Annotated in this window: 20 protein-coding genes, 1 tRNA gene and 5 pseudogenes; 14 read left to right on the forward strand and 12 right to left on the reverse strand. The window is 68.5% G+C overall.

Going from position 1 to position 18,584, the window contains the following annotated elements:
- Positions 1-875, reverse strand: a pseudogene (locus AAF143_RS09665) (glucose-6-phosphate dehydrogenase); the annotation flags it as partial.
- 205 nt (positions 876-1,080) lie between these two features.
- Positions 1,081-2,274, reverse strand: a complete 1,194-nt coding sequence (gene petH, locus AAF143_RS09670) for a ferredoxin--NADP reductase (RefSeq protein WP_255007211.1) — start codon at positions 2,272-2,274, stop codon at positions 1,081-1,083.
- 137 nt (positions 2,275-2,411) lie between these two features.
- Here petH and AAF143_RS09675 point away from each other — a divergent pair, with 137 nt between their 5' ends.
- Complete coding sequence (locus tag AAF143_RS09675) at positions 2,412-2,987, forward strand: SRPBCC family protein (protein WP_409995614.1); 576 nt, start codon at positions 2,412-2,414, stop codon at positions 2,985-2,987.
- Between the two features lie 229 nt (positions 2,988-3,216).
- Here AAF143_RS09675 and AAF143_RS09680 read toward each other — a convergent pair.
- A tRNA-Glu gene (locus AAF143_RS09680) sits at positions 3,217-3,289 on the reverse strand.
- 242 nt (positions 3,290-3,531) lie between these two features.
- On the opposite strand from AAF143_RS09680, the gene AAF143_RS09685 reads away from it, so the two are divergent.
- The 7 genes and pseudogenes from AAF143_RS09685 (at position 3,532) to AAF143_RS09715 (ending at position 8,183) form a co-directional block, all read left to right on the forward strand.
- On the forward strand, positions 3,532-3,966 hold the full coding sequence (locus AAF143_RS09685; RefSeq protein ID WP_255007210.1) for a cAMP phosphodiesterase: 435 nt from the start codon (positions 3,532-3,534) through the stop codon (positions 3,964-3,966).
- Positions 3,967-4,283: 317 nt separating this feature from the next.
- Positions 4,284-4,664, forward strand: coding sequence for a cAMP phosphodiesterase (locus tag AAF143_RS09690; protein ID WP_255007209.1), 381 nt, complete (start codon positions 4,284-4,286; stop codon positions 4,662-4,664).
- Positions 4,665-4,810: 146 nt separating this feature from the next.
- Entirely contained in the window at positions 4,811-5,428 is a 618-nt protein-coding gene (locus AAF143_RS09695) for a hypothetical protein (protein ID WP_255007208.1), read from the forward strand.
- A 52-nt stretch (positions 5,429-5,480) separates the two neighbouring features.
- Positions 5,481-5,603: a hypothetical protein gene (locus AAF143_RS09700; protein WP_414026932.1), complete on the forward strand. Its 123-nt coding sequence runs from the start codon at positions 5,481-5,483 to the stop codon at positions 5,601-5,603.
- 209 nt (positions 5,604-5,812) lie between these two features.
- Positions 5,813-5,986 (forward strand): annotated as a pseudogene (locus tag AAF143_RS09705) (hypothetical protein); the annotation flags it as partial.
- A 200-nt stretch (positions 5,987-6,186) separates the two neighbouring features.
- Positions 6,187-6,621 (forward strand): annotated as a pseudogene (locus AAF143_RS09710) (M1 family aminopeptidase); the annotation flags it as partial.
- A 137-nt stretch (positions 6,622-6,758) separates the two neighbouring features.
- Positions 6,759-8,183: a DUF3458 domain-containing protein gene (locus AAF143_RS09715; RefSeq protein WP_414026933.1), complete on the forward strand. Its 1,425-nt coding sequence runs from the start codon at positions 6,759-6,761 to the stop codon at positions 8,181-8,183.
- Positions 8,184-8,204: 21 nt separating this feature from the next.
- Here AAF143_RS09715 and AAF143_RS09720 read toward each other — a convergent pair.
- Positions 8,205-9,487, reverse strand: a pseudogene (locus AAF143_RS09720) (glycoside hydrolase family 10 protein).
- 24 nt (positions 9,488-9,511) lie between these two features.
- Positions 9,512-10,507: a ribose-phosphate pyrophosphokinase gene (locus tag AAF143_RS09725; protein ID WP_254938011.1), complete on the reverse strand. Its 996-nt coding sequence runs from the start codon at positions 10,505-10,507 to the stop codon at positions 9,512-9,514.
- A gap of 67 nt (positions 10,508-10,574) precedes the next feature.
- On the opposite strand from AAF143_RS09725, the gene AAF143_RS09730 reads away from it, so the two are divergent.
- Both AAF143_RS09730 and AAF143_RS09735 read left to right on the forward strand, forming a co-directional pair.
- Positions 10,575-10,991: a hypothetical protein gene (locus AAF143_RS09730; protein ID WP_414026934.1), complete on the forward strand. Its 417-nt coding sequence runs from the start codon at positions 10,575-10,577 to the stop codon at positions 10,989-10,991.
- Complete coding sequence (locus AAF143_RS09735; protein WP_414026935.1) at positions 10,973-11,197, forward strand: hypothetical protein; 225 nt, start codon at positions 10,973-10,975, stop codon at positions 11,195-11,197. The genes AAF143_RS09730 and AAF143_RS09735 overlap by 19 nt, the downstream gene beginning before the upstream one ends.
- On the opposite strand, the gene AAF143_RS09740 is transcribed toward AAF143_RS09735, so the two are convergent.
- Both AAF143_RS09740 and AAF143_RS09745 read right to left on the reverse strand, forming a co-directional pair.
- Complete coding sequence (locus AAF143_RS09740; RefSeq protein WP_414026936.1) at positions 11,152-11,691, reverse strand: LCP family protein; 540 nt, start codon at positions 11,689-11,691, stop codon at positions 11,152-11,154. The two genes, AAF143_RS09735 and AAF143_RS09740, sit on opposite strands and share 46 nt — an antisense overlap.
- Before the next feature lie 54 nt (positions 11,692-11,745).
- The gene (locus AAF143_RS09745) at positions 11,746-12,021 is read right to left on the reverse strand and encodes a hypothetical protein (RefSeq protein WP_414026937.1); all 276 of its coding nucleotides are present in this window, start codon (positions 12,019-12,021) and stop codon (positions 11,746-11,748) included.
- A 375-nt stretch (positions 12,022-12,396) separates the two neighbouring features.
- Here AAF143_RS09745 and AAF143_RS09750 point away from each other — a divergent pair, with 375 nt between their 5' ends.
- From AAF143_RS09750 to AAF143_RS09765, 4 genes are read left to right on the forward strand one after another with little or no spacing between them, the layout of a single operon-like run.
- Positions 12,397-13,488, forward strand: a complete 1,092-nt coding sequence (locus AAF143_RS09750) for a Coenzyme F420 hydrogenase/dehydrogenase, beta subunit C-terminal domain (protein WP_414026938.1) — start codon at positions 12,397-12,399, stop codon at positions 13,486-13,488.
- Entirely contained in the window at positions 13,485-13,925 is a 441-nt protein-coding gene (locus tag AAF143_RS09755) for a 4-alpha-glucanotransferase (RefSeq protein WP_414026939.1), read from the forward strand. The genes AAF143_RS09750 and AAF143_RS09755 overlap by 4 nt, the downstream gene beginning before the upstream one ends.
- The gene (locus AAF143_RS09760; protein WP_414027047.1) at positions 13,847-14,524 is read left to right on the forward strand and encodes a 4-alpha-glucanotransferase; all 678 of its coding nucleotides are present in this window, start codon (positions 13,847-13,849) and stop codon (positions 14,522-14,524) included. The genes AAF143_RS09755 and AAF143_RS09760 overlap by 79 nt, the downstream gene beginning before the upstream one ends.
- Positions 14,515-15,033, forward strand: coding sequence for a 4-alpha-glucanotransferase (locus tag AAF143_RS09765; protein ID WP_414026940.1), 519 nt, complete (start codon positions 14,515-14,517; stop codon positions 15,031-15,033). Before AAF143_RS09760 ends, AAF143_RS09765 begins: the two co-directional genes overlap by 10 nt.
- A gap of 79 nt (positions 15,034-15,112) precedes the next feature.
- Here the strand turns inward: AAF143_RS09765 and AAF143_RS09770 are convergent, their stop codons facing one another.
- The 5 genes and pseudogenes from AAF143_RS09770 to AAF143_RS09790 all read right to left on the reverse strand — a co-directional run bounded on the left by AAF143_RS09770 (position 15,113) and on the right by AAF143_RS09790 (position 18,520).
- Positions 15,113-15,916: a helix-turn-helix domain-containing protein gene (locus AAF143_RS09770; protein ID WP_414026941.1), complete on the reverse strand. Its 804-nt coding sequence runs from the start codon at positions 15,914-15,916 to the stop codon at positions 15,113-15,115.
- 33 nt (positions 15,917-15,949) lie between these two features.
- A pseudogene (locus AAF143_RS09775) lies at positions 15,950-16,701 on the reverse strand (pseudouridine synthase).
- Between the two features lie 32 nt (positions 16,702-16,733).
- Positions 16,734-17,219: a sensor histidine kinase gene (locus AAF143_RS09780; RefSeq protein WP_414026942.1), complete on the reverse strand. Its 486-nt coding sequence runs from the start codon at positions 17,217-17,219 to the stop codon at positions 16,734-16,736.
- Positions 17,134-17,823 (reverse strand): PAS domain-containing sensor histidine kinase, encoded by a 690-nt coding sequence (locus AAF143_RS09785; protein WP_414026943.1) that lies wholly within the window; start codon positions 17,821-17,823, stop codon positions 17,134-17,136. The genes AAF143_RS09780 and AAF143_RS09785 overlap by 86 nt, the downstream gene beginning before the upstream one ends.
- Positions 17,816-18,520: a response regulator transcription factor gene (locus tag AAF143_RS09790; RefSeq protein WP_255007722.1), complete on the reverse strand. Its 705-nt coding sequence runs from the start codon at positions 18,518-18,520 to the stop codon at positions 17,816-17,818. Before AAF143_RS09790 ends, AAF143_RS09785 begins: the two co-directional genes overlap by 8 nt.
- Between the last annotated feature and the right edge of the window lie 64 nt (positions 18,521-18,584).

Raw genomic sequence — 18,584 nt, forward strand, 5'->3', positions numbered from 1 at the left:
CGCCAGCCGGGCCGCCTGCAGCACCTTGGCCTTCTCGTTGCGGATCGCCTCGGGATCAAAGCGGCCCGGGGCCTCCATGGTGGTCAGGGCGAGCATCTGGGTGAGGTGGTTCTGCACCATGTCCCGCAGGGCACCAGACGACTCGTAGTACCCGGCCCGATCCTCCACCCCCACCGTCTCGGCAGCGGTGATCTGCACATTGGCGATGTAGTTGCGGTTCCAGATCGGCTCGAAGATCGCGTTGGCAAACCTCAGCACCAGGATGTTCTGGACCGTTTCCTTGCCCAGGTAGTGGTCGATGCGGAAGATCTGGTTCTCCTGGCCGGCGGCCTGCGCCACCCGGTTCAGTGACTGGGCACTGCCGTAGTCGCGGCCGAACGGTTTTTCGATCACCACCCGGCTGCGGCTGGGGTCCTTGAGCAGACCGGCGGCCGCCAGGGAGCGGCAGCCGCTGCCGTAGAACGCCGGCGACACCGAGAGGTAAAAGTGCGGTTGCCGCGCGTAGCCCGCTGGCGGTCGATCAGCTCCAGGCGGGTGCCGAGGCGGACCACATCGGCGGGCTGCTCCAGGTCGACGGGCTCATAGAACAGGCAGCTTTCGAACTGGGCCCAGGCGCTCTGGTGCTGCCGGATCTCGCCGGCGAGGGCCTCGGTCATGCGGCGGCGGAACTCCTCGTCGCTCCAGGGCCGCCGGGCACAGCCGAGCACGGCGAACTCGGTGGGCAACCGCCGCTGGCGGAACAACTCAAACAGGGCAGGGATGAGCTTGCGGTGGGTGAGATCACCACTGGCGCCGAAAATCACCAGACACTGGGGCGCGATCACCCGCTCCTGGCGCAGGCCGACCCGCAGGGGATTGGTGTGGCTGACAGTCATGGGCGCGGGATCGCTGAAAGCGGTGCCCCTGGTTTAACCACGAAAAGCGGCTTGACCCTGCCGCGGGGGTCTGGGGGCATGGTTTGTGTGGAATCCGCCAAACGGCACGAGCGGAGAAGGCGCCGATCCAGGGGGAGCATCAGACCCCCCAGCGGCGCCGTAGCGGGCATCAAAAAGCCCGCCGAAGGCGGGCTGGAGCTGGAGGTCAGTAGGTCTCGACGTGCCAGCGCTCGGCCTTCTTGAGCTGGGGGCGCAACTCGGCCCAGTTCAGACCCTTGGACTCGGCTGCCTTGGTCATCGCCTCGTCGATGCCGGGCTCCATGCCCCGCAGGCCACACATGTAGACGTGGGTTTTGGGATCTTCGATCCAGGCAAAGATCTCTTCGCCGTATTCGGCCACCCGATCCTGGATGTACATGCGACCGCCGTTGGGGTTCTGCTCTTCGCGGCTGATGGCCTTGGTGTAGCGGAAGTTGTCGGGGAAGGCGGCCAGGTAGCTCTGCAGGTCGTCTTCGTAGAGAAGGTTCGGCGTCTTGGGAACCCCCATGATCAGCCAGGCCTTGCCACGGAACTGATAGCCGGGGTTCTTGGAGCGCTCCCCCGGGTCGAACATGCGGCGGAGGTAAGCCCGCATCGGGGCGATGCCGGTACCCGTGGCCAGCATGATCACGTTGGCGTCTTCATCGGCGGGAAGGAGCATCTCCTTGCCCACGGGCCCGGTGATCTTCACCTTGGCGCCCGGCTCGATGTCGCAGAGGAAGGTGGAGCAGACGCCGAGGATGGTTTCGCCCTCCTTGTCGTACTGCAGCTGGCGCACGCAGAGCGAAACGGTCTTCTCCTCAAGGTTGTCGCCGTGGCGGGTGCTGGCGATCGAATAGAGGCGCAGCTTGTGGGGCTTGCCCTTGGCATCCTCACCATCGGGAATAATGCCGATGCTCTGGCCTTCCACGTAATGGAGGTTGCCCTCGGACAGGTCGAAGGTGATGTGGTTCACGCGCCCGATCGCCCCCTCGGCCAGCAGGGAGTAGTTCTCCAGCACCGTGCCCACGTAGGGATCCTTGGGCTTGTAAAGGTTGACGGGAACGGCTTCGTGGGCGGGGGTCGTACTCACGGAAGGAGGTGTCGAGGGGGCAGGGTTCGAGGAGGCAGGGTCTGCGGCAGTGGCGGTGGTAGTGGCGCCGTCAGGGGTGGAGCGCTCGGTCGAGGGCCCGTCGGTGGCATTCACCGACAGGATCTGGCCACCGAGCTGGGCGATGGACTGGACCAGCACCTGCAACCGGCTGAAGGGAACGTTGATGGTGCGTTCGGCCTGGCGCTGGCTGCCGGCGCCGTAACCCCTGACCACCACAGTGAACATGCGGGAGTCGTCCCGGCTGGTGGTGGCGGTCGAAACGCGCATGGATACGAGGCCCCGGAAAGCTTGCGGGTGATCATAGGGAACACCTCTCCCGGTCAGATCCGGGGCCCAAAGTCCCTCAATTCGTCCTGGCAAGGCTAGGTTGGCGGCCTGGACTCGCCCGCCCCGCTGAACACCACTTGGCGCAGCTTCCGGCTCTGTTCAAGAGCGATGTCAATCCAATCGCCACCACGACCCTGCGGGACATCGGCAGCGAAATCTGCGCCCTGGACACGATCCAGCAAGAGATGGAGCGTCTGCCCAATGGCACGCGTCGGCTGGCGGTCCTGTTACGGCTGAGCCTCGAACCCGAGCTGCTCTGGTCGGTGCTCACCGACTACAACAACCTCAGTGGCTTCATCCCCAACCTGGCCTCCAGCCGCCTGCTATGGCGCAAGGGTGCGGTGGTGGGCCTGGAGCAGGTGGGGTCCCAGCAGTTCTGCGGCCTTCGTTTCAGTGCCCGGGTGGAGCTGGAGCTCACCGAGCAGGAGAGCAACGGATGTCTGTGTTTCCGGATGAGCTGCGGAGATTTCAGGCGGTTTGAGGGCATCTGGCGGATCGATCGCGACACGAGCGCCACCCGCCTGTACTACGAGTTGACCGTGCAGGGGCGACCGGGAATGCCAATTGGGATGATCGAAAAACAACTGCGGGAAGACCTGGCCGCCAACCTCCGGGCCGTGCAACAGGAGGCCCTGCGCCGGGCCACAAGCTGAGCTCCAGGCCAACCGCCGCTCCGTCGGTGATGGCATCGACTCCAAGCACAACAACCTTGGAAGCGATGGCAGCGTTACGGACAGCTTGAAACCCATGGGGTCGTTGACCCTGAAGCGGGTAACGAATGGGCGCTTCGATTGCTGCTCGATTTGCGATCAAGCGCAACGAGCATTTCTCAAAGGGCGATTTTTCAGTATTCGTGAGAACAAACACTGAGCTCGGATTGAATACCCCCAAGGGGATTCGAACCCCTGTCGCCTCCGTGAAAGGGAGGTGTCCTAGGCCTCTAGACGATGGGGGCGAGGCCACGAACCGCACCCCGTGGGTGTGCGCTCCGATGCAGGGAAACTACGGGGCCGACAGGCCCTTCGTCAAGGAAGGACCCCCTCCACGCCAGTGGCCGAGGCGGGCCGGTGCGGGCGCGATTCGGGGGCCGCGCGCAGGGCGCTCCAAGGGACAGGTTGAAGCGAAAACAGGCCTCCCAGGGCACCGACAGCCGGGACCCCTGTGATTCACCATGGGGCCTCCTCGCCTTCGTCGAGCTTGCGCACCTTCCTCCGCTGGTCCAGCCCGTTGCTGCTGGCCCCGCTGCTGCTGCTGCCCCTGGCCCTGCTGCCCACCCCGGCCCTGGCGGCCCCGGCCACCGACACCGACATGACGCTCTACAGCCGTCTGGCCGCCATCAACGTCTGCATCGCCCGGGCAGCTGGGGTCGAATTCGACAAGGCCGTGGCGATTGCCGGTGAAACCATCGCCCAGGTGCTGATGGGCCAGCACGGTGGCCTGATCCAGCAGGTGGGAGCCAACCCCCTGTCCATCGAAAAGCTGCGCCAGGGCTCCAATAACTCCTCCGTGATCGGCGCCGTGGAGATCTGCCCGAAGGAGGTCCCTGCGGATGTCGTCAAAAAGGTTCAGGACGTGATCAAACAGCAGTCCGGTGGCAAGGCGCCCGGCGCCGCACCCGCCCCAGCCAAGTAGCCCACCGGGCTGAAACGGCTCCCCCGCAGCGCCTCTGCGGGGATCGTTCGGGAGCTGGTCATGGGCCAGTCGCATCTGACAGCAACTGTCACATGTGCCAGTTGCTGTTGAGTCAGATCGGTAGGGTTGTCTAGGTGAATCCCCCCGCCGGGGATGTCCATCCGCCCTCCGATCCCATGAGCAACCTTCAACGCTCCAAGTGGACGCGTTGAAGCGAAAACATGCCCATAGACACAGACAGAAGGGAACCCGTAGATCAGAGTGTCGGCTTCTAGAATCCATCTAGCATGCCCACCTTCTTACGCTGGTCCGGTACGTTGCTGCTGGCCCCGCTGCTGCTGCCCACGCCGGCCCTCGCAGACCCAGCAACCGATGCCGACTTTAGGCTTTACACACGTCTCGCAGCCCTTAACATCTGCGTCATGAGAGCGGCCGGGATCGAATTCGACAGGGCCGTGGCGATTGCTGGAGAGACTATTTCTTTAGTTCTCCAGGGTCAGCACGGTGGCATGATCGTTCAAATGGGCCCAAAGCCCCTAGCGCGCGATGAACTCCGCAAGGGCTCGAGCAACTCCGCAGTGATCGACGCCGTTGAGATCTGTCCGGATAATGTGCCGGCTGATGTTGTCAAGAATGTAAGAGGCTTGATCAAGCAGCAATCCGGCGGCAAACCCGCTCCGGCTCCAGCCGCGAAATAGGGTTCAGGAGGGCCCAGATGCCCTGCAGGGCAGGGCCAGTCGCATCTGGCCACAACTGGCACATGTGCCAGTTGTGATTGGGTCAGATCTCAGGGCTTTGCTTGGCTCATCCCTCACACCTGGGATGTCCCATCGCCTCCGATCCCATGAATGACCTTCAGCGCTCCAGCCGCCCGGCCTGGCGTTCCAACAGCCCTGTCCTGCTGGCCTGCGGCCTCGCCACTGCGGCCCTGCTCGGCCCTGTCGCCGCCCTGGCCCAGAGCCAGCCGGTGATCATCGAACGCACCGTGACGACGGTGGAATATCGCGATGACGGCTCACGCAATTACGGCCAGCCCAGCTACCGGCCGGCGCCGGTCGTTCGCCAGAGCTACGGGGTACCCGTGCGCACCAAGACCTACCGGCAGGTCTACCGACCCACCTACCAGGTCAACTACGAGCCTGGCTACGACGAGCCCGGTTACGCCCAGCCTTACCGGCAGGCCTACCGGCAGCCCTACCGCCAGGACTACATCCAGCCCACCTACGGGCAACAGGGGTATGCCGCTCAGCTCGACGGCAACGCTCCGCTGACGCAGGCCGATGCCCAACAGCAGCAGAAAACCTGCCAGATCGGCCGGCTGGTGGGTGGCCTGGTGGGCGGTGGCGTCGGCTATGCCGCCTCCCGTCAGGACGGCCGCTCCTGGGCGGTGCCCCTGGGCGCCCTGCTCGGCACCCAGGTGGGCTGCAACGCCGCCATCGGCAAGGGTCCCACCCTCTGGTGAAGCGGCAGGGGAGCGGAGCGGCAGGATCGAAGCACCGCTGCTCCCCCTTTCCATGACCACCGTGCGGCTCGCCGATTACCGTCCGGCCCCGATCCGCATCGAGCGCACCGACCTGATCGTGCGGATCTTCCCCGATCACACCCTGGTGGAGGCGCAGCTGCGGATCACCCCCTGAACAGCGCACCGCTGCTGATGCAGGGCATCGAACTGGAGCTGCTGGAGCTTTCCATCGACGGGGTGGCCCTGGATGAGGGGGCGTACCGGCTCGATGGCGAAGGTCTGACGATCCTTGAGCCCCCCAGTCAACCGTTCCTGCTGCGCTCCCTGGTGCGCAGCCACCCGGAGACCAACACCACCCTCGAAGGGCTCTACGTGAGCGGCGGCATGGTCACCACCCAGTGCGAAGCCGAGGGCTTCCGGCGCATCACCTTCCACCCCGACCGGCCTGATCTGCTCAGCCGCTTCCAGGTGCGGATCGAGGCCGAACGGGAGAGCTGCCCGGTGCTGCTCTCCAACGGCAACCAACTGGAGAGCGGAGCGCTGCCCCCCGATCCGCTCAGCGGGGCCCCACGTCACTTCGCGCTCTGGGACGACCCCTTCCCCAAGCCCTCCTACCTGTTCGCCCTGGTGGCGGGTCAGCTGGAGGAAGTGGAAAGCACGTTCATCACCGCCAGCGGCCGTGCGGTGCGCCTGCGCTTGCACGTGGAGCCGGGCGATGCCCCTTCACCGCCCACGCCATGGACTCCCTCAAGCGCTCGATGGCCTGGGATGAGCGGGTCTACGGACTCGAATACGACCTCGATCAGTACAACATCGTTGCCGTGCGCCACTTCAACATGGGCGCGATGGAGAACAAGAGCCTCAACATCTTCAACTCCAAGTTGGTGCTGGCCGATGCCGCCACGGCCACCGATGGCGAACTGGAGCGGATCGAGAGCGTGATCGCCCACGAGTACTTCCACAACTGGACCGGCAACCGCATCACCTGCCGCGACTGGTTTCAGCTCTCGCTCAAGGAGGGCCTGACGGTGTTTCGTGACCAGTGCTTCACCGCTGATCTGCACGCCGATGCGCTCAAGCGGATCGAGGATGTGTCGATGCTGCGCAACAGGCAGTTCCGCGAAGATGCCGGCCCCACAGCACACCCGGTGCAGCCGGATCATTACCAGGCGATCGACAACTTCTACACCACCACGATCTACGAAAAAGGATCCGAACTGATCCGCATGCTGCACACATTGCTGGGGGAAGCACCTTCCACCGCGGCATCGATCTCTACGTCGAGCGCTACGACGGCACCGCCGCCACCTGCGAAGACTTCGTGCAGGCCATGGAGGATGCGGCCCTCGAAGCCACCTCCAGCGCGGCCACCAGCTCAGCGGAGTTCGACTTTGCCCAGTTCCGCCGCTGGTACAATCAGGCGGGCACCCCGGTGCTGCAGCTGGAGCGCCACTGGGACGCCGCTGGCGGCACCCTCACCCTGACGGCCCGCCAGCACACCCCCCACCCCCGGGCAGCCCCACAAGCAGCCCCTGGTGCTGCCCCTGGCCCTGGGGCTGGTGGACCAGGGCGGCGAGGCCGTGCCTGTGCGCCTGGAGGGGAAAGCGAGCTGGAGGCCGCGGCCCGCAGCCTCCCGCCCCGCTGGGGACAACTCAGCCGGCTGCTGGTGGTGGACCAGGCCGAGCAGCGGTTCGTGCTCACGGGCTTGGAGCACCAGCCCCATCCACCCGCCCTCTCCCTGCTGCGGCGCTTCTCCACGCCGGTGCGGCTGGAGGTCGAGCGCTCCAGCGAGGAACTGCTGCACCTGCTGGCCCACGACAGCGAACCGGTGGCCCGCTGGGACGCCGGTCAGACCCTGTTGCGGCGGGCCCTGATCGAACGGGCCGCCGGCGGCCCGAATGAACCCCTGGAAGAGGGTCTGGTGGCCGGTTTCGAGCGCATCCTCCGCGATGGCCTGCTCTCGGAGGCCAACCGCAGTGTGCTGCTGGACCTGCCCGGACTGGCGGAACTGGAAGCTGAGGCCGCCGAGCCGGATCCGCCGGCCCTGTTCGCCGCCCAGCTCGCCCTGGAGCGCCGTTTCGGCAGCGAACTGGCGGAACCACTCCTGGAGGCCCTCCCCCGTTGCACGCCCCAATGGGACCTCCCCTGGCCCCAGGGTGTTGGCGATCGGATGCTGACCGCCACCATCTGGGCCTGGCGGGCCGCCGCCGGTGAAGGGGCGGCGATCGCCGCCGCCGCGGCCGCCGTGGAGGGCCCCTCGATGACCCTGGCCCGCGCCGGCCTGCGCGCCCTGCAGCCCCTGGAGCACCCGGCCCGCGAGCAAGCCCTGGCGGCCTTCTATGCGCGCTGGCAGGACAAGCCCGTGATCCTCGATGCCTGGTTCGCGCTGGAGGCCTCGGCCCCGCTCGCCGACGGCCTGGAGCGGGTGCAACGGCTGCTGGAGCATCCCCGCTTCGATCCGGCCGCCCCGAACTCCGTGCGGGCGGTGCTGGGGGGCCTGGCGGGCAACCCGCCGGTGTTCCATGCCGCCGATGGCAGCGGCTACCGCTTCATGGCGGCGCGCATCGCCGAACTCGACCGGCGCAACCCGATCACCGCCTCGCGCCTGGCCAAGGTGTTCAGCCGCTGGCAGAGCTATGGGGCGGCGCGCGGCGCCGCCCAGCGGGCCGCCCTCGAGCAACTGGCGGACGAACGCCTGTCCACCAACACCCGCGAGGTGGTGGAGCAGTGCCTCGGCACGGAGCCCCAACGCTGAACTGAGACCTGGGGCTCAGGCTCAGCGTTTCGCCGGCCTGAGATTGCTCCGGTTGGGATAGGGATCAGGGAACAGGTTGCCGTGGAGCTGTCGGAAGGCTTCCTGGCGCGCCGGGCCCCCTCGGGACCGGCGTACTGGCCCCAGAGCCCCTCCCAATAGAAATAAATCACCCCATGGCCCCGCTGGGCCGAGAGCCGCACCTTCTCCGCCAGCACGGGCATCGGGGTGGTGCGGCCGCCAAAACCGGCCAGCAGACCGATCTCCACGGGAATCCCCCACTGGCGTGCCTTGACCAGCGCAGGCTGGTCGAGGTCCTTGAGGAATCCCTTCACCGAGTAGGCGTAGTTCTGCACCACCAGCTCATCGATCAGCCCCCCCAGCGACCAGATCTCCCAGTCCTGGAGCCACTGGTTGTAGGCAAAACGGAAGGGTCCGGGCGAGAGGCTGATGCCGGCGCCGCCCTGGCGGTCCTTGAGTTCGCTGCGCAGCTCCCGCAACAGGTTCGTGAGCTGGTGGCGGCGCCAGGTCATCCAGTCGCGGTTGGTGAAGTCCTCAGGTGGCTGGCGGCCGGTGTCTTTCTCGTACAACGCTCGGGTGAAGGGGTCGTAGCCCAGCTCCACCGGCCAGGCGAAGTGGTCATCGAGCTGAATCGCATCCACCCCGCAACGGCGCACGATCTCACTGATCAGGCCGATGAACCGCTGGCGCACGCCGGGATGGGCGGGATTGAGCCAGACCCGCAGATCCTTCATGGGCGAGCTGCGCATGTTGGCGCCGTGCATGGCGTAGGTGGTGGTGCCGTCGCTGCGCTGCAGCACCCACTCCGGGTGCTGGATCACCACGTCGGCGTCAGCCGGCTCCATCAGGCCGTACTCGAACCAGGGGATCACCTTCAGGCCCCGGCGATGGGCGGCGCGGGTGAGGCGACAGATCGGATCGAGGTTTGGGGCGCTCTGTTTCAGGGCCGGCTCCATCGGCGCCCAACGGCTGCGATGGAAGGTGGCGCCGCGGCTCCAGACGTTGGGGTAGAGGGTGGTGAACCCTGCCGCCGCCAGCTCATTCACGGCCCGGTCGATGCGGTTGCCGTCGTAGTAGAGGGGGCTTGGGCTGTTGGTGAGCCAGACCCCCACGCTCTGGCTGGCGGCTAAGGCGGGCGGCCCCAGACCGACGGTCTGCAGGACCGACACCAGCAGACCGCCCAGGGCCGTGGGCAGGGCCCGTTTCAGGCGCACGCGCAAGGGAAAGGGGCTCGTCAAGGGCAGCGATGCAGCGGCAGAAACAGGGAGGCCCCTGATCCTGCCCATGGGCCTGGATTCATCGAAACGAGCTCATCGGAACATCGAGCTGACCGAGCTCTCCTCGTGGATGCGCCAGATCGCCTCCCCCAGCATGTTCGCCACCGAGAGCACTTGCAGTTGGGGGAAGCGCCGGTCGGGCTCCAGGGGAATGCTGTTGGTGACGATCACCTCCTCGAACAGCCCGGGCTCCGAGAGCAACTCACTCGCCGGCGGTGAGAACACCGGATGGGTGGCGCAGGCCAGCACCCGCTGGGCACCCCGCTGCCGCAACAGCCTGGCCCCCTGGCAGATGGTGCCGCCGGTGTCGATCATGTCGTCGATCAGCACGGCGGTCTTGCCGGCCACATCACCGATCACGGTGAGGCTTTCCGCGACGTTGTGACCGGAGCGGCGCTTGTCGATGATCGCCAGGGGGGCGTCGTTCATCTTCTTGGCGAAGGCCCGGGCCCGGGCCACCCCGCCCACATCCGGGGAGACCACCACCACCTCCCCGAGGTTGCGGCCGGCCAGGTAATCCACGAGCACCGGTGAGCCGTAGATGTGATCGCAGGGGATGTCGAAGTACCCCTGGATCTGGGAGGAGTGCAGGTCCATCGCCAGCACCCGATCGACGCCGGATTTGACCAGCAGGTTGGCCACCAGCTTGGCCGTGATCGATTCGCGGCCGGCGGTCTTGCGGTCGGCGCGGGCGTAGCCGTAGTAGGGCACCACAGCAGTGATCTGGCGGGCGGAGGCGCGGCGGCAGGCGTCCACCATGATCAGCAGCTCCATCAGGTGATCGTTCACCGGCGCGCAGGTGGGCTGGATCAGGAACACATCGCAGCCCCGAATCGACTCCTGGATCTGCAGGTAGAGCTCCCCGTCGGCGAAGCGCTTGATCACCCGCGGGCCATCGGGCACACCGAGATAATTGGCAATCTCCCGCGCCAGGGCGGGATTGGAGGTGCCACTGAACAGCCGCAGACGGCGGGTGTCGTGGGGTGCGCTCTCGTGTTCCACCCGTGCAGCGGTCAAAAAACTGGTCACGGCGGGCGTGAGCGCTTGGGCTGAAAGTTGATGGTAGAAGCCATTCGGCCCAGGAGAAGATCGTTCGATGACCGTTTTGCCAACGCCACCGCTGCTGCCTTCATCCCTGCGCCTGGTGCTGACGGACGTGGTCGGCGCTGCCCGAGTCGATCAGGAAGCGGCGGCTGGCTCCCTGGCGCCGCCCCTGGCCGAAGCGGTCGCCGCGGAACTGGCGGCTCGGGTGGGCCTGACCTGGCGGCGCTTCGGCGGCGGCGGCGACCCACCCACTCAGCTGGCGGCGCTCCAGGCCCAGGCGGGTCCCTGGCTGGCGCCCCTGCCCGGCGATCCAGGGGCATGGCTGGGGCCGGCGGGCCGCTGGGCGGACCTGCTCGGGGCCTTCCGCCAGCCCACCGCCCTGCTGGTGGCCGGCAGCAGCACCGACGGGGTCTGGCGGCGGCCACCACCGCCCTTCTGGAGCGCGCCGGGGTGCCCCTGGTGGGCCTGATCCAATGGGGCGGACCGTGGAGGGCGGACAGGCGCCGCGCCGAGGGTCTGCCATGGCTGGGCTGGGTGAACCCCCAGGGGCACGATCCAGCGCTGGATCCCGATGACGCTGCCACCGCCGGGCTCGCCCGGGTCCTGCTGCTGCGTTGGCAGACCCTGGATCAAGGGGAGGGCCAGAGCGGCAGCGTGGCCTCCCGCTTGAGCTGACGCAGGGCCTGGGCGGGTTCCGCCGGGGGCTCCAGGGGCAGGCTGGCGAAGCGGATCGGCTTGCTCTGGCCCAGGGTGGCCGCCAGCAGTGAGAGCACCTCGGCTTCGCTGAGGTTGGTTTCGACCCCGCTGCGCAGCTGCCGCACCAGATCGGGCAGCCGCGCGAGGTGGGTGGGTTGGGCCAGCTGCTGCTGGAGGCCGCTGATCACCTGCTGCTGGCGGGTGCGCCTGGCGGCCTCGCCGCCGGCAGGCTCGCGGAAACGAACCAACTGCTCCACCTGGACTCCATTGAGCTGTTGCAGCCCCGCCTGCAGATCGATCGTGTACTTCTGTGCCTTGTCCTCGTAGCGCATCAGCCGGTCAGGACTGAGCTCCAGGCTGCCCAGGGCATCCACCAGCTGGCGCAGGCCCCCGCGGCTGAGGAGCAGATAACGGTCGGGCTGGCCCTTGCCAAGTCCCACCAACTCGGCGGCCACATCGGCGGTGAGGGCCACACCCCCGGCGGTAGACGGCCCCCAGGGGCAGGGACTGCTGCTGCCCCGGCAGCTTCACCGCCAGCTCGGTGGGCAGCACCAGCACCTGCACCGGGCCCTTGGGATCCACCCGCACCAGGAACAGGGCATCGCTGTTGGGAGTGCCCGGGGGGCGGCGCCGTTGGTCGTCGCCCCGAGGCGATCGGCGTCGGTGCCGATCACCAGCACCGTGATCGGCCGATCGGGGAGCGGAGAGAGGGCCGCCGAATCACGGGCCTGATCCAGGGCGGCCGGATCGGCCGGGGGCCAGACCAGCCCCAGCACGCCCCCGCCGATCACCAGACCGGCCACCCCCACCAGCAGCTGGCCCGCCAGGCGCCAGGGGCGGTGGGGCCCCTTGGGGCGGGCGATCTTGCCCCGCTGCGGCGTCCCGCCAGAGGGTGAGCGCCCCCCGGGGCCGATGGGGATTCCCCTCTGGGGACCATGGGGTCTGGATCACGGGACGATGCCCCCACTTTGATGCACCGGCCCGGGCCGGCTCCGGCCTGTCAGTTTCGTAGGGCCGGCCGATAAGTTGAGGCGCGCGGAGGCGCCCGCCGCCAGAACTTCCTTGACCTCAGCCCCCCGGTCCCCGGCCCCCACGAACGAGCTCGTCCCCTGGCCAAGGGCAGCACCTACCCCGCCAAGGACCTCTGCAGCCAGTGCGGGCTCTGCGACAGCCGCTGGGTGGCCTATGTGCGCCGGGCCTGCGCCTTTTTGAACCAGCGCTTCGAGGCGATGGAAACGGCGGCCCACGGCCGCAGCCGGGACCTGGCCAACGAAGACGAGCTCTATTTCGGCGTCAGCCAGCGCATGGTGACGGCACGGTTGCGGCCAGCGATCGAGGGAGCCCAGTGGAGCGGCATCGTCTCGCGCATCGGCGTGCGCGCCCTGGAAACCGGCCTGGTGGATGCGGTGCTGTGCGTGCAGCAGAGCCCCGACGACCGCTTCACCCCCCTGCCGGTGCTGGCCCGCACCCCCGAGCAGGTGCTGGCCGCCCGGGTCAACAAGCCCACCCTCTCGCCCAATCTGGAGGTGCTCGAGCAGCTCCCCGGCAGTGGCATCAGGCGGCTGTTGGCCATCGGCGTCGGCTGCCAGGTGCAGGCCCTGCGGGCCGTCCAGGACACCCTCCCCCTGGAGCAGCTCTATGTGCTCGGGCTGCCCTGCGTCGACAACGTCAGCCGCGCCGGGCTGCAGACCTTCCTGGAGAGCGCCAGCGATTCGCCGGCCACGGTGGTGCACTACGAGTTCATGCAGGACTTCCGCATCCATTTCCGCCACAGCGATGGCCGCGAAGAAACCGTGCCCTTCTTCGGCCTCGACACCCCCAAGCTCAAAAACGTCTTCGCCCCCAGCTGCCTGAGCTGTTTCGACTACGTCAACGGCGGCGCCGATCTGGTGGTGGGGTACATGGGCGCCAGCTTCGGCCGCCAGTGGCTGACGGTGCGCAACCCCCGCGGTCAGGAGCTGCTGGATCTGGTGGAAACGGAACTGGATCTGGCCCCGGTGAGCAGCCGTGGGGATCGCCGCGCCGCGGTGCAGCAGGGCATCGACGCCTATGACAAGGCGATCAAACTTCCCCGCTGGCTGGCGGAGCTGGTGGGTTTCATCGTCCAACGGGTGGGTCCCCAGGGGCTGGAATACGGCCGCTTCTCGATCGATTCCCACTTCACGCGCAACGCCCTCTGGGTGCGCCGGCACCATCCCGAGAAAGCCGAGGATCACATTCCTGGCTTTGCCAAGGCAATCGTGGCCCGTTACCGCCTGCCCAGCCTGTGAGCAGCGCCACCCAACCCTCTGGGGGACGCCGCTGCGGCGTGCTGCTCCACCCCACCGCCCTGCCCCACACCCCCGGTTGCGGAACCCTCGGGGCCCAGGCCCACCGCTGGGTGGAGTTGCTGGCGGCCCACCGGGTGGCGGTCTGGCAGCTGCTGCCCCTGGCCCCCACCGATGGCACCGGCTCCCCCTACAGCTCCCCCAGCGGCTTCGCCCTCAATCCCTGGCTGCTGGACGGGGAACTCCTGGCCAGCGAGGGTTTCATCGCCGCCGATGGCCCCACCCGGCTGCCGGCGGCGGAGACGGAGCGCCTGGATCTGGAGGGGGCCCCCGCCGGGCGGAAGCCCTGGCGGAGCAGCTCCTGGAGCACTGGCCCACCCAGGCAGCCGAGCGCCAGGCGGAGTTCGAGCACTGGCGGCGCGCGCAGGCCCACTGGCTGATCGACCACGGGCGCTTCATGGTGCTGCGCCGCCTGCATGGCCAGGCACCCTGGTGGACCTGGCCGGCCTCCCTGGCGCGGCGCCGCCCCTGGGCCCTGGCCCACTTCGATCGGCAGCAGCGGCAGGCGTTGCTGCAGGAGGCCCTGGTGCAGTGGCAGCTGGACCGGCAATGGCAACAACTCCACCGCCATGCCCAGGGCCATGGCGTCGAGATCATCGGCGATCTGCCCTTCTACGTCGCCCACGACAGCGCCGATGTCTGGAGCCACCGCCGGCTGTTCTCGGTGCGATCCGATGGCCAGCTGAGCGAGCAGAGCGGCGTTCCTCCCGATTACTTCTCCGCCACCGGCCAGCTCTGGGGCACGCCCGTCTACCGCTGGCGCTGGCATCGCCTCAGCCGTTTTCAATGGTGGATGCGGCGGCTGGAGCGTCAGCTGGAGCTGGTGGACGGGCTACGGCTCGACCACTTCCGCGCCCTGGAGGCCTACTGGAGCGTGCCGGGCACGGACAGCACCGCTGAGGGCGGCCACTGGAAACCATCTCCAGGCCAGGCCCTGCTGGAGCGACTGCGCCGGCGCCAGGGGGCCGCGTGCCCCTGATCGCCGAAGACCTCGGCGTGATCACCCCAGCGGTGGAAGCGCTGCGGGATCGCTTCGCCCTGCCGGGGATGAAAATCCTGCAGTTCGCCTTCGACGGCAACCCGGACAACCCCTACCTGCCCGCCAACTACCAGGGCAGCAACTGGGTCGTCTACACCGGCACCCACGACAACGCCACCTGCCTGGGCTGGTGGGAGCAACTCGATGGCGGCCAGCGCCACCAGGTGGAAACCGTGCTGGGGGAGGCGATGCAGGCCCCGGGCTGGCAGTTGTTGCAACTGGCCCTGGCCTCCTCCGCCGATCTGGCGATCGTGCCGCTCCAGGACCTGCTGCTGCTGGACGATGGGGCGCGCTTCAACACCCCGGGCACGACCACGGGCAACTGGCAGTGGCGGCTGACCCAGCCGATCGGGGAGCTGGAGGGTCCGCTTCAGGGGCTGGAAGGATTCGCCACCGCCTCGGGGCGCACGGAACCTGCCTCGGGGCGCACGGGAGCTGGCAGGGGATAGCGGTAGCGGCCGGGCTGCTTCGGCATCGGGGCCAGGGGCTGGCCATCCCAGAACACCGCCGGGCCCGTGGGGGCTGGGCTCAGCTCCAGCTCCAGGGGCGGCTGCAGCTGCAGCACCAGCTCACCGCTGGCGCCGCTGAGCTGACTGCGCTCGCCCGAGGCACTGCTGAGCACCACCTGGCTGGGCTGCGCCAGCTGCAGCCGCAGCACCCCGGCCGGGGCGCCCCGGGGGTCTGCAGCCGTTGCAGGGCGACGCGTCCCATCCCTCGATCCGCCAGGGCCAGGGGCCGCAGGCCGGGCTGGATCTGGAGCAGCAAGCTGCCTGGGTCGCCGCTGCGGACCTGTTCGCCCGGGGGTAAGGGGGAATGGAGCGCAGGCTGAGCATCTGGGCCGTCGCCAGCTGCCGCTGCTGCAGGTTGAGGCCATAGATCAGCGCGAGGGTGATCACCCCATAGAGCAAGGTGCCCTGCCAGGTGGTGAAGACATCGATCGAGCCGGGGGTGGAAGCGACCCAGCAACATCGTGCGGCTGCGCCGTGGCCCCTCCTCGTCCTGGGCAGGGGGCAGGGCCACCTGCAGGCTGCCGTTGGGCAGCTCCAGGTGCTGCTCGATCAGCGGCAGCATCGTGCGCAGGTAGGTGGATTCCGGCAGCCGGTCCCGCCAGCCGCGCTCGATCGCCTCCAGCACCGGCGTGCTGATGCGGGTCTCCAGGGCCAGCTGGCGCAGATTCAGCCCCCGCTCCTCCCGCCGCTGGCGCAGGAGACGGCCGGCCTGAAGCAGGGGGTCTTCGCTGATGACCGAGGCACCTGAGCCCTGGGGGCGATCGCGGCCGAACCAGCGCCGCAGGATCCGGGGCAGGGGTGAGTTCGGCGTGGGCCGGGGCATGGTGCTCAGGAGACGGCGATCAGAGGAGGACGATCAGGGGGTCGACTCAGCCCAGGCGATCCAGATCCCCCATTCTTCCGGGTCGACCCGACGCCAGCGCCCCTCCGGCAGGGCCCCGAGGCTGATCGGACCGATGGCGATGCGGCTCAGGTCGAGCACCCGGTGGCCGAGAACCTCGGCCGTGCGGCGGATCTGACGGTTGCGGCCCTCCCGCATCTCCAGCTCCAGCAGGGTGCGCCTTGGCTGCCGCTCGCCCACGCTCACCCCCACCGGCCGGCTCGGCTCACCGTCCAGGGGCACCCCCTGGCGCCAGCGCTCGAGGGTCTCCGGCTCTGGCTGGCCCTCCACCCACACCCGGTAGGTCCTGCGGTGTCCGTAGCGGGGGTGGGTGAGCCGCAGGGTGAGCTCCCCATCGGTGCTGAGCACCATCGCCCCCCGGCTCTCCCCGTCCAGGCGCCCCACCGGATGCAGGCCCGTGCCCCGGGCGAGCTCGGGCGGCAGCAGATCAAGCACCGTGGTGCGGCCCTCCGGATCGAAGCAGCTGCTGACCACCCCCGGGGTTTGTTCAACAGCACCGTGAACGCAGGGGCCCTGGCCGCCACCGGACGGCCATCGAGCTCCACCCGGTCGCGGAGGGGATCGGCCCGATCCCCCAGCTGGGCCACCCGGCCGTTGACCCGCACCCGACCCTGAACCAGCAGGGCCTCGGCCTGACGGCGGGAGCACAGTCCCGCTCCGGCCAGCAGCTTCTGCAGTCGTTGGGGCAGGGGAGGGTCTTCGGCCATGGCTCAGCCGCCGCGGGGGAGCAACAGGTCCATCACAGCACCCCCTCGGGGTGGTTGCGGCCGAGAACCCTGCCCCCATGGGTGACGGCGATCTGCTGGACGATCGCCAGCCCGAGGCCGCTGCCGCCCCGCTGGCTGCGCTCCCGGGAGGGGTCGCCCCGGTAGAAGCGCTCGAACATGCGCCGCTGATCTTCCTCGCTCAGGCCGGCGCCGTGGTCGCGCACGCTCAGCAGCCACCAGTTGCCACTGATCTCCACACCCACCTCCACGCGGGTGCCGTCGGGGCTGTGGCGAAGGGCGTTGTCGAACAGATTGAGCAGGGCCCGGTGCAGCCGGGAGGAATCCCCCGCAAGGGGGCCTCCGCTGGGGCGCTCAGCGCGAGGGTGATGCCCCGCTGTTCCGCCAGGGGAACGAGGCTGGACCAGGCCTCCGTCACCAGAGCGCGCAGGTCGAGAAGCGTGTATCGCCCCCTTCCCGATGCAGGGTGTTCTCCAGACGTGAGAGCTCCAGCAGGTCATTGACCAGCAGCTGCAAGCGATCCAGCTCCCGCTGCAACCGTTGCACCAGCACGGCATTGCGGCCCTCCAGCTGGCCGGCCAGGCTGTCGCCCACGAGCATCAGGGCCGTGAGGGGCGTGCGCAGTTCATGGGCCACATCGCTGACCCAGCGCTCCTGCTGCTCCAACTGCGCCTCCAGCGAACGGCGGCTCTGCACCAACAACCCCACCCAGCCATCCTGACCGGGCAGGGCATGGGCCTCCAGGGGTTCGCTGCCCTCCATCCAGCCGATCCGCTGGGGCCGCCCCAGGCGCCGGGCATCAAGCACCACGTTCAGCAGGGCCGGCGTCTCGATCGCCTCCCCGAGGGCCTCGCCGCGGCGCAGGCGGTCGCTGGACTGCCGCAGCAGCCGCAGGGCGCGGGGGTTGACGTACTGGATGGTGCTGTGGGGATCGAGCACCAGCCAGCCCTGGGGAGCGGCATCGATCCAATCGAGCACCTGGGAAGGGGGCAGGGTCCGGGGCCCATGGCCCCCAGGCTGGGGCCCGCGGCGGCGCCACGGCAGCACCTTGGCCAGGAGCCATCCCAGTCCCAGGCCGACGGCCAGGGTCAGAGGTTCAGCCACCGATGTCGAAGCGGTAGCCGAAGCCACGCACCGTGAGGATGTGGCGAGGGGCGGAGGGGTTGACCTCAAGCTTTTCGCGCAGCCAGCGGATGTGCACGTCCACGGTCTTGCTGTCACCCATGAAATCGATCCCCCAGATGCGCTCCAGCAGCTTGTCGCGGCTCCAGACCTGGCGCGGGTGCTGCATGAACAGCTCCAGCAGCCGGTACTCCTTGGGGGAGAGGTTGAGCGCCAGCCCATCGCGGGTGACCCGGCATTCGTCCGGGAACAGGCGAATCGCCCCATGCTCGAGCACCCGCTGCGGCGAAGGCTCGGCCCCGGTGCCGGCCTCGGCCTGGGAACGGCGCAGCAGGGCACGGCAACGGGCGACGCACTCGCGGATACCGAAGGGCTTGATCAGGTAGTCATCGGCCCCCACCTCCAGACCCAGCACCCGGTCGGTCTCGCTGTCCCGGGCACTGACCACCAGGATCGGGGTGCGGTCGTTGTGTTGGCGCAGCTGGCGGCAGAGTTCCAGTCCCCCCAGGCCAGGGAGCATCAGGTCGAGCACGATCAGATCAAAGCGGCGGGCCTCGCCGTGGCTCTGGATCTGATCGAGGGCCTGACGGCCATTGGCGCAGGCGGCGACCTCGAAACCCTCCAGCTCCAGGGCTTCGGCGATGGTTTCACGGATCGTGTCGTCGTCCTCGACCACCATCAGGCGCGGGGCGGTCACAGAAGGGGCCAGGGGTGCATGGGCCCATTCTCCAGGCCCATGGCTG

This window comes from Cyanobium sp. ATX-6F1 (assembly GCF_047395825.1).
Taxonomy (GTDB): domain Bacteria; phylum Cyanobacteriota; class Cyanobacteriia; order PCC-6307; family Cyanobiaceae; genus ATX-6F1.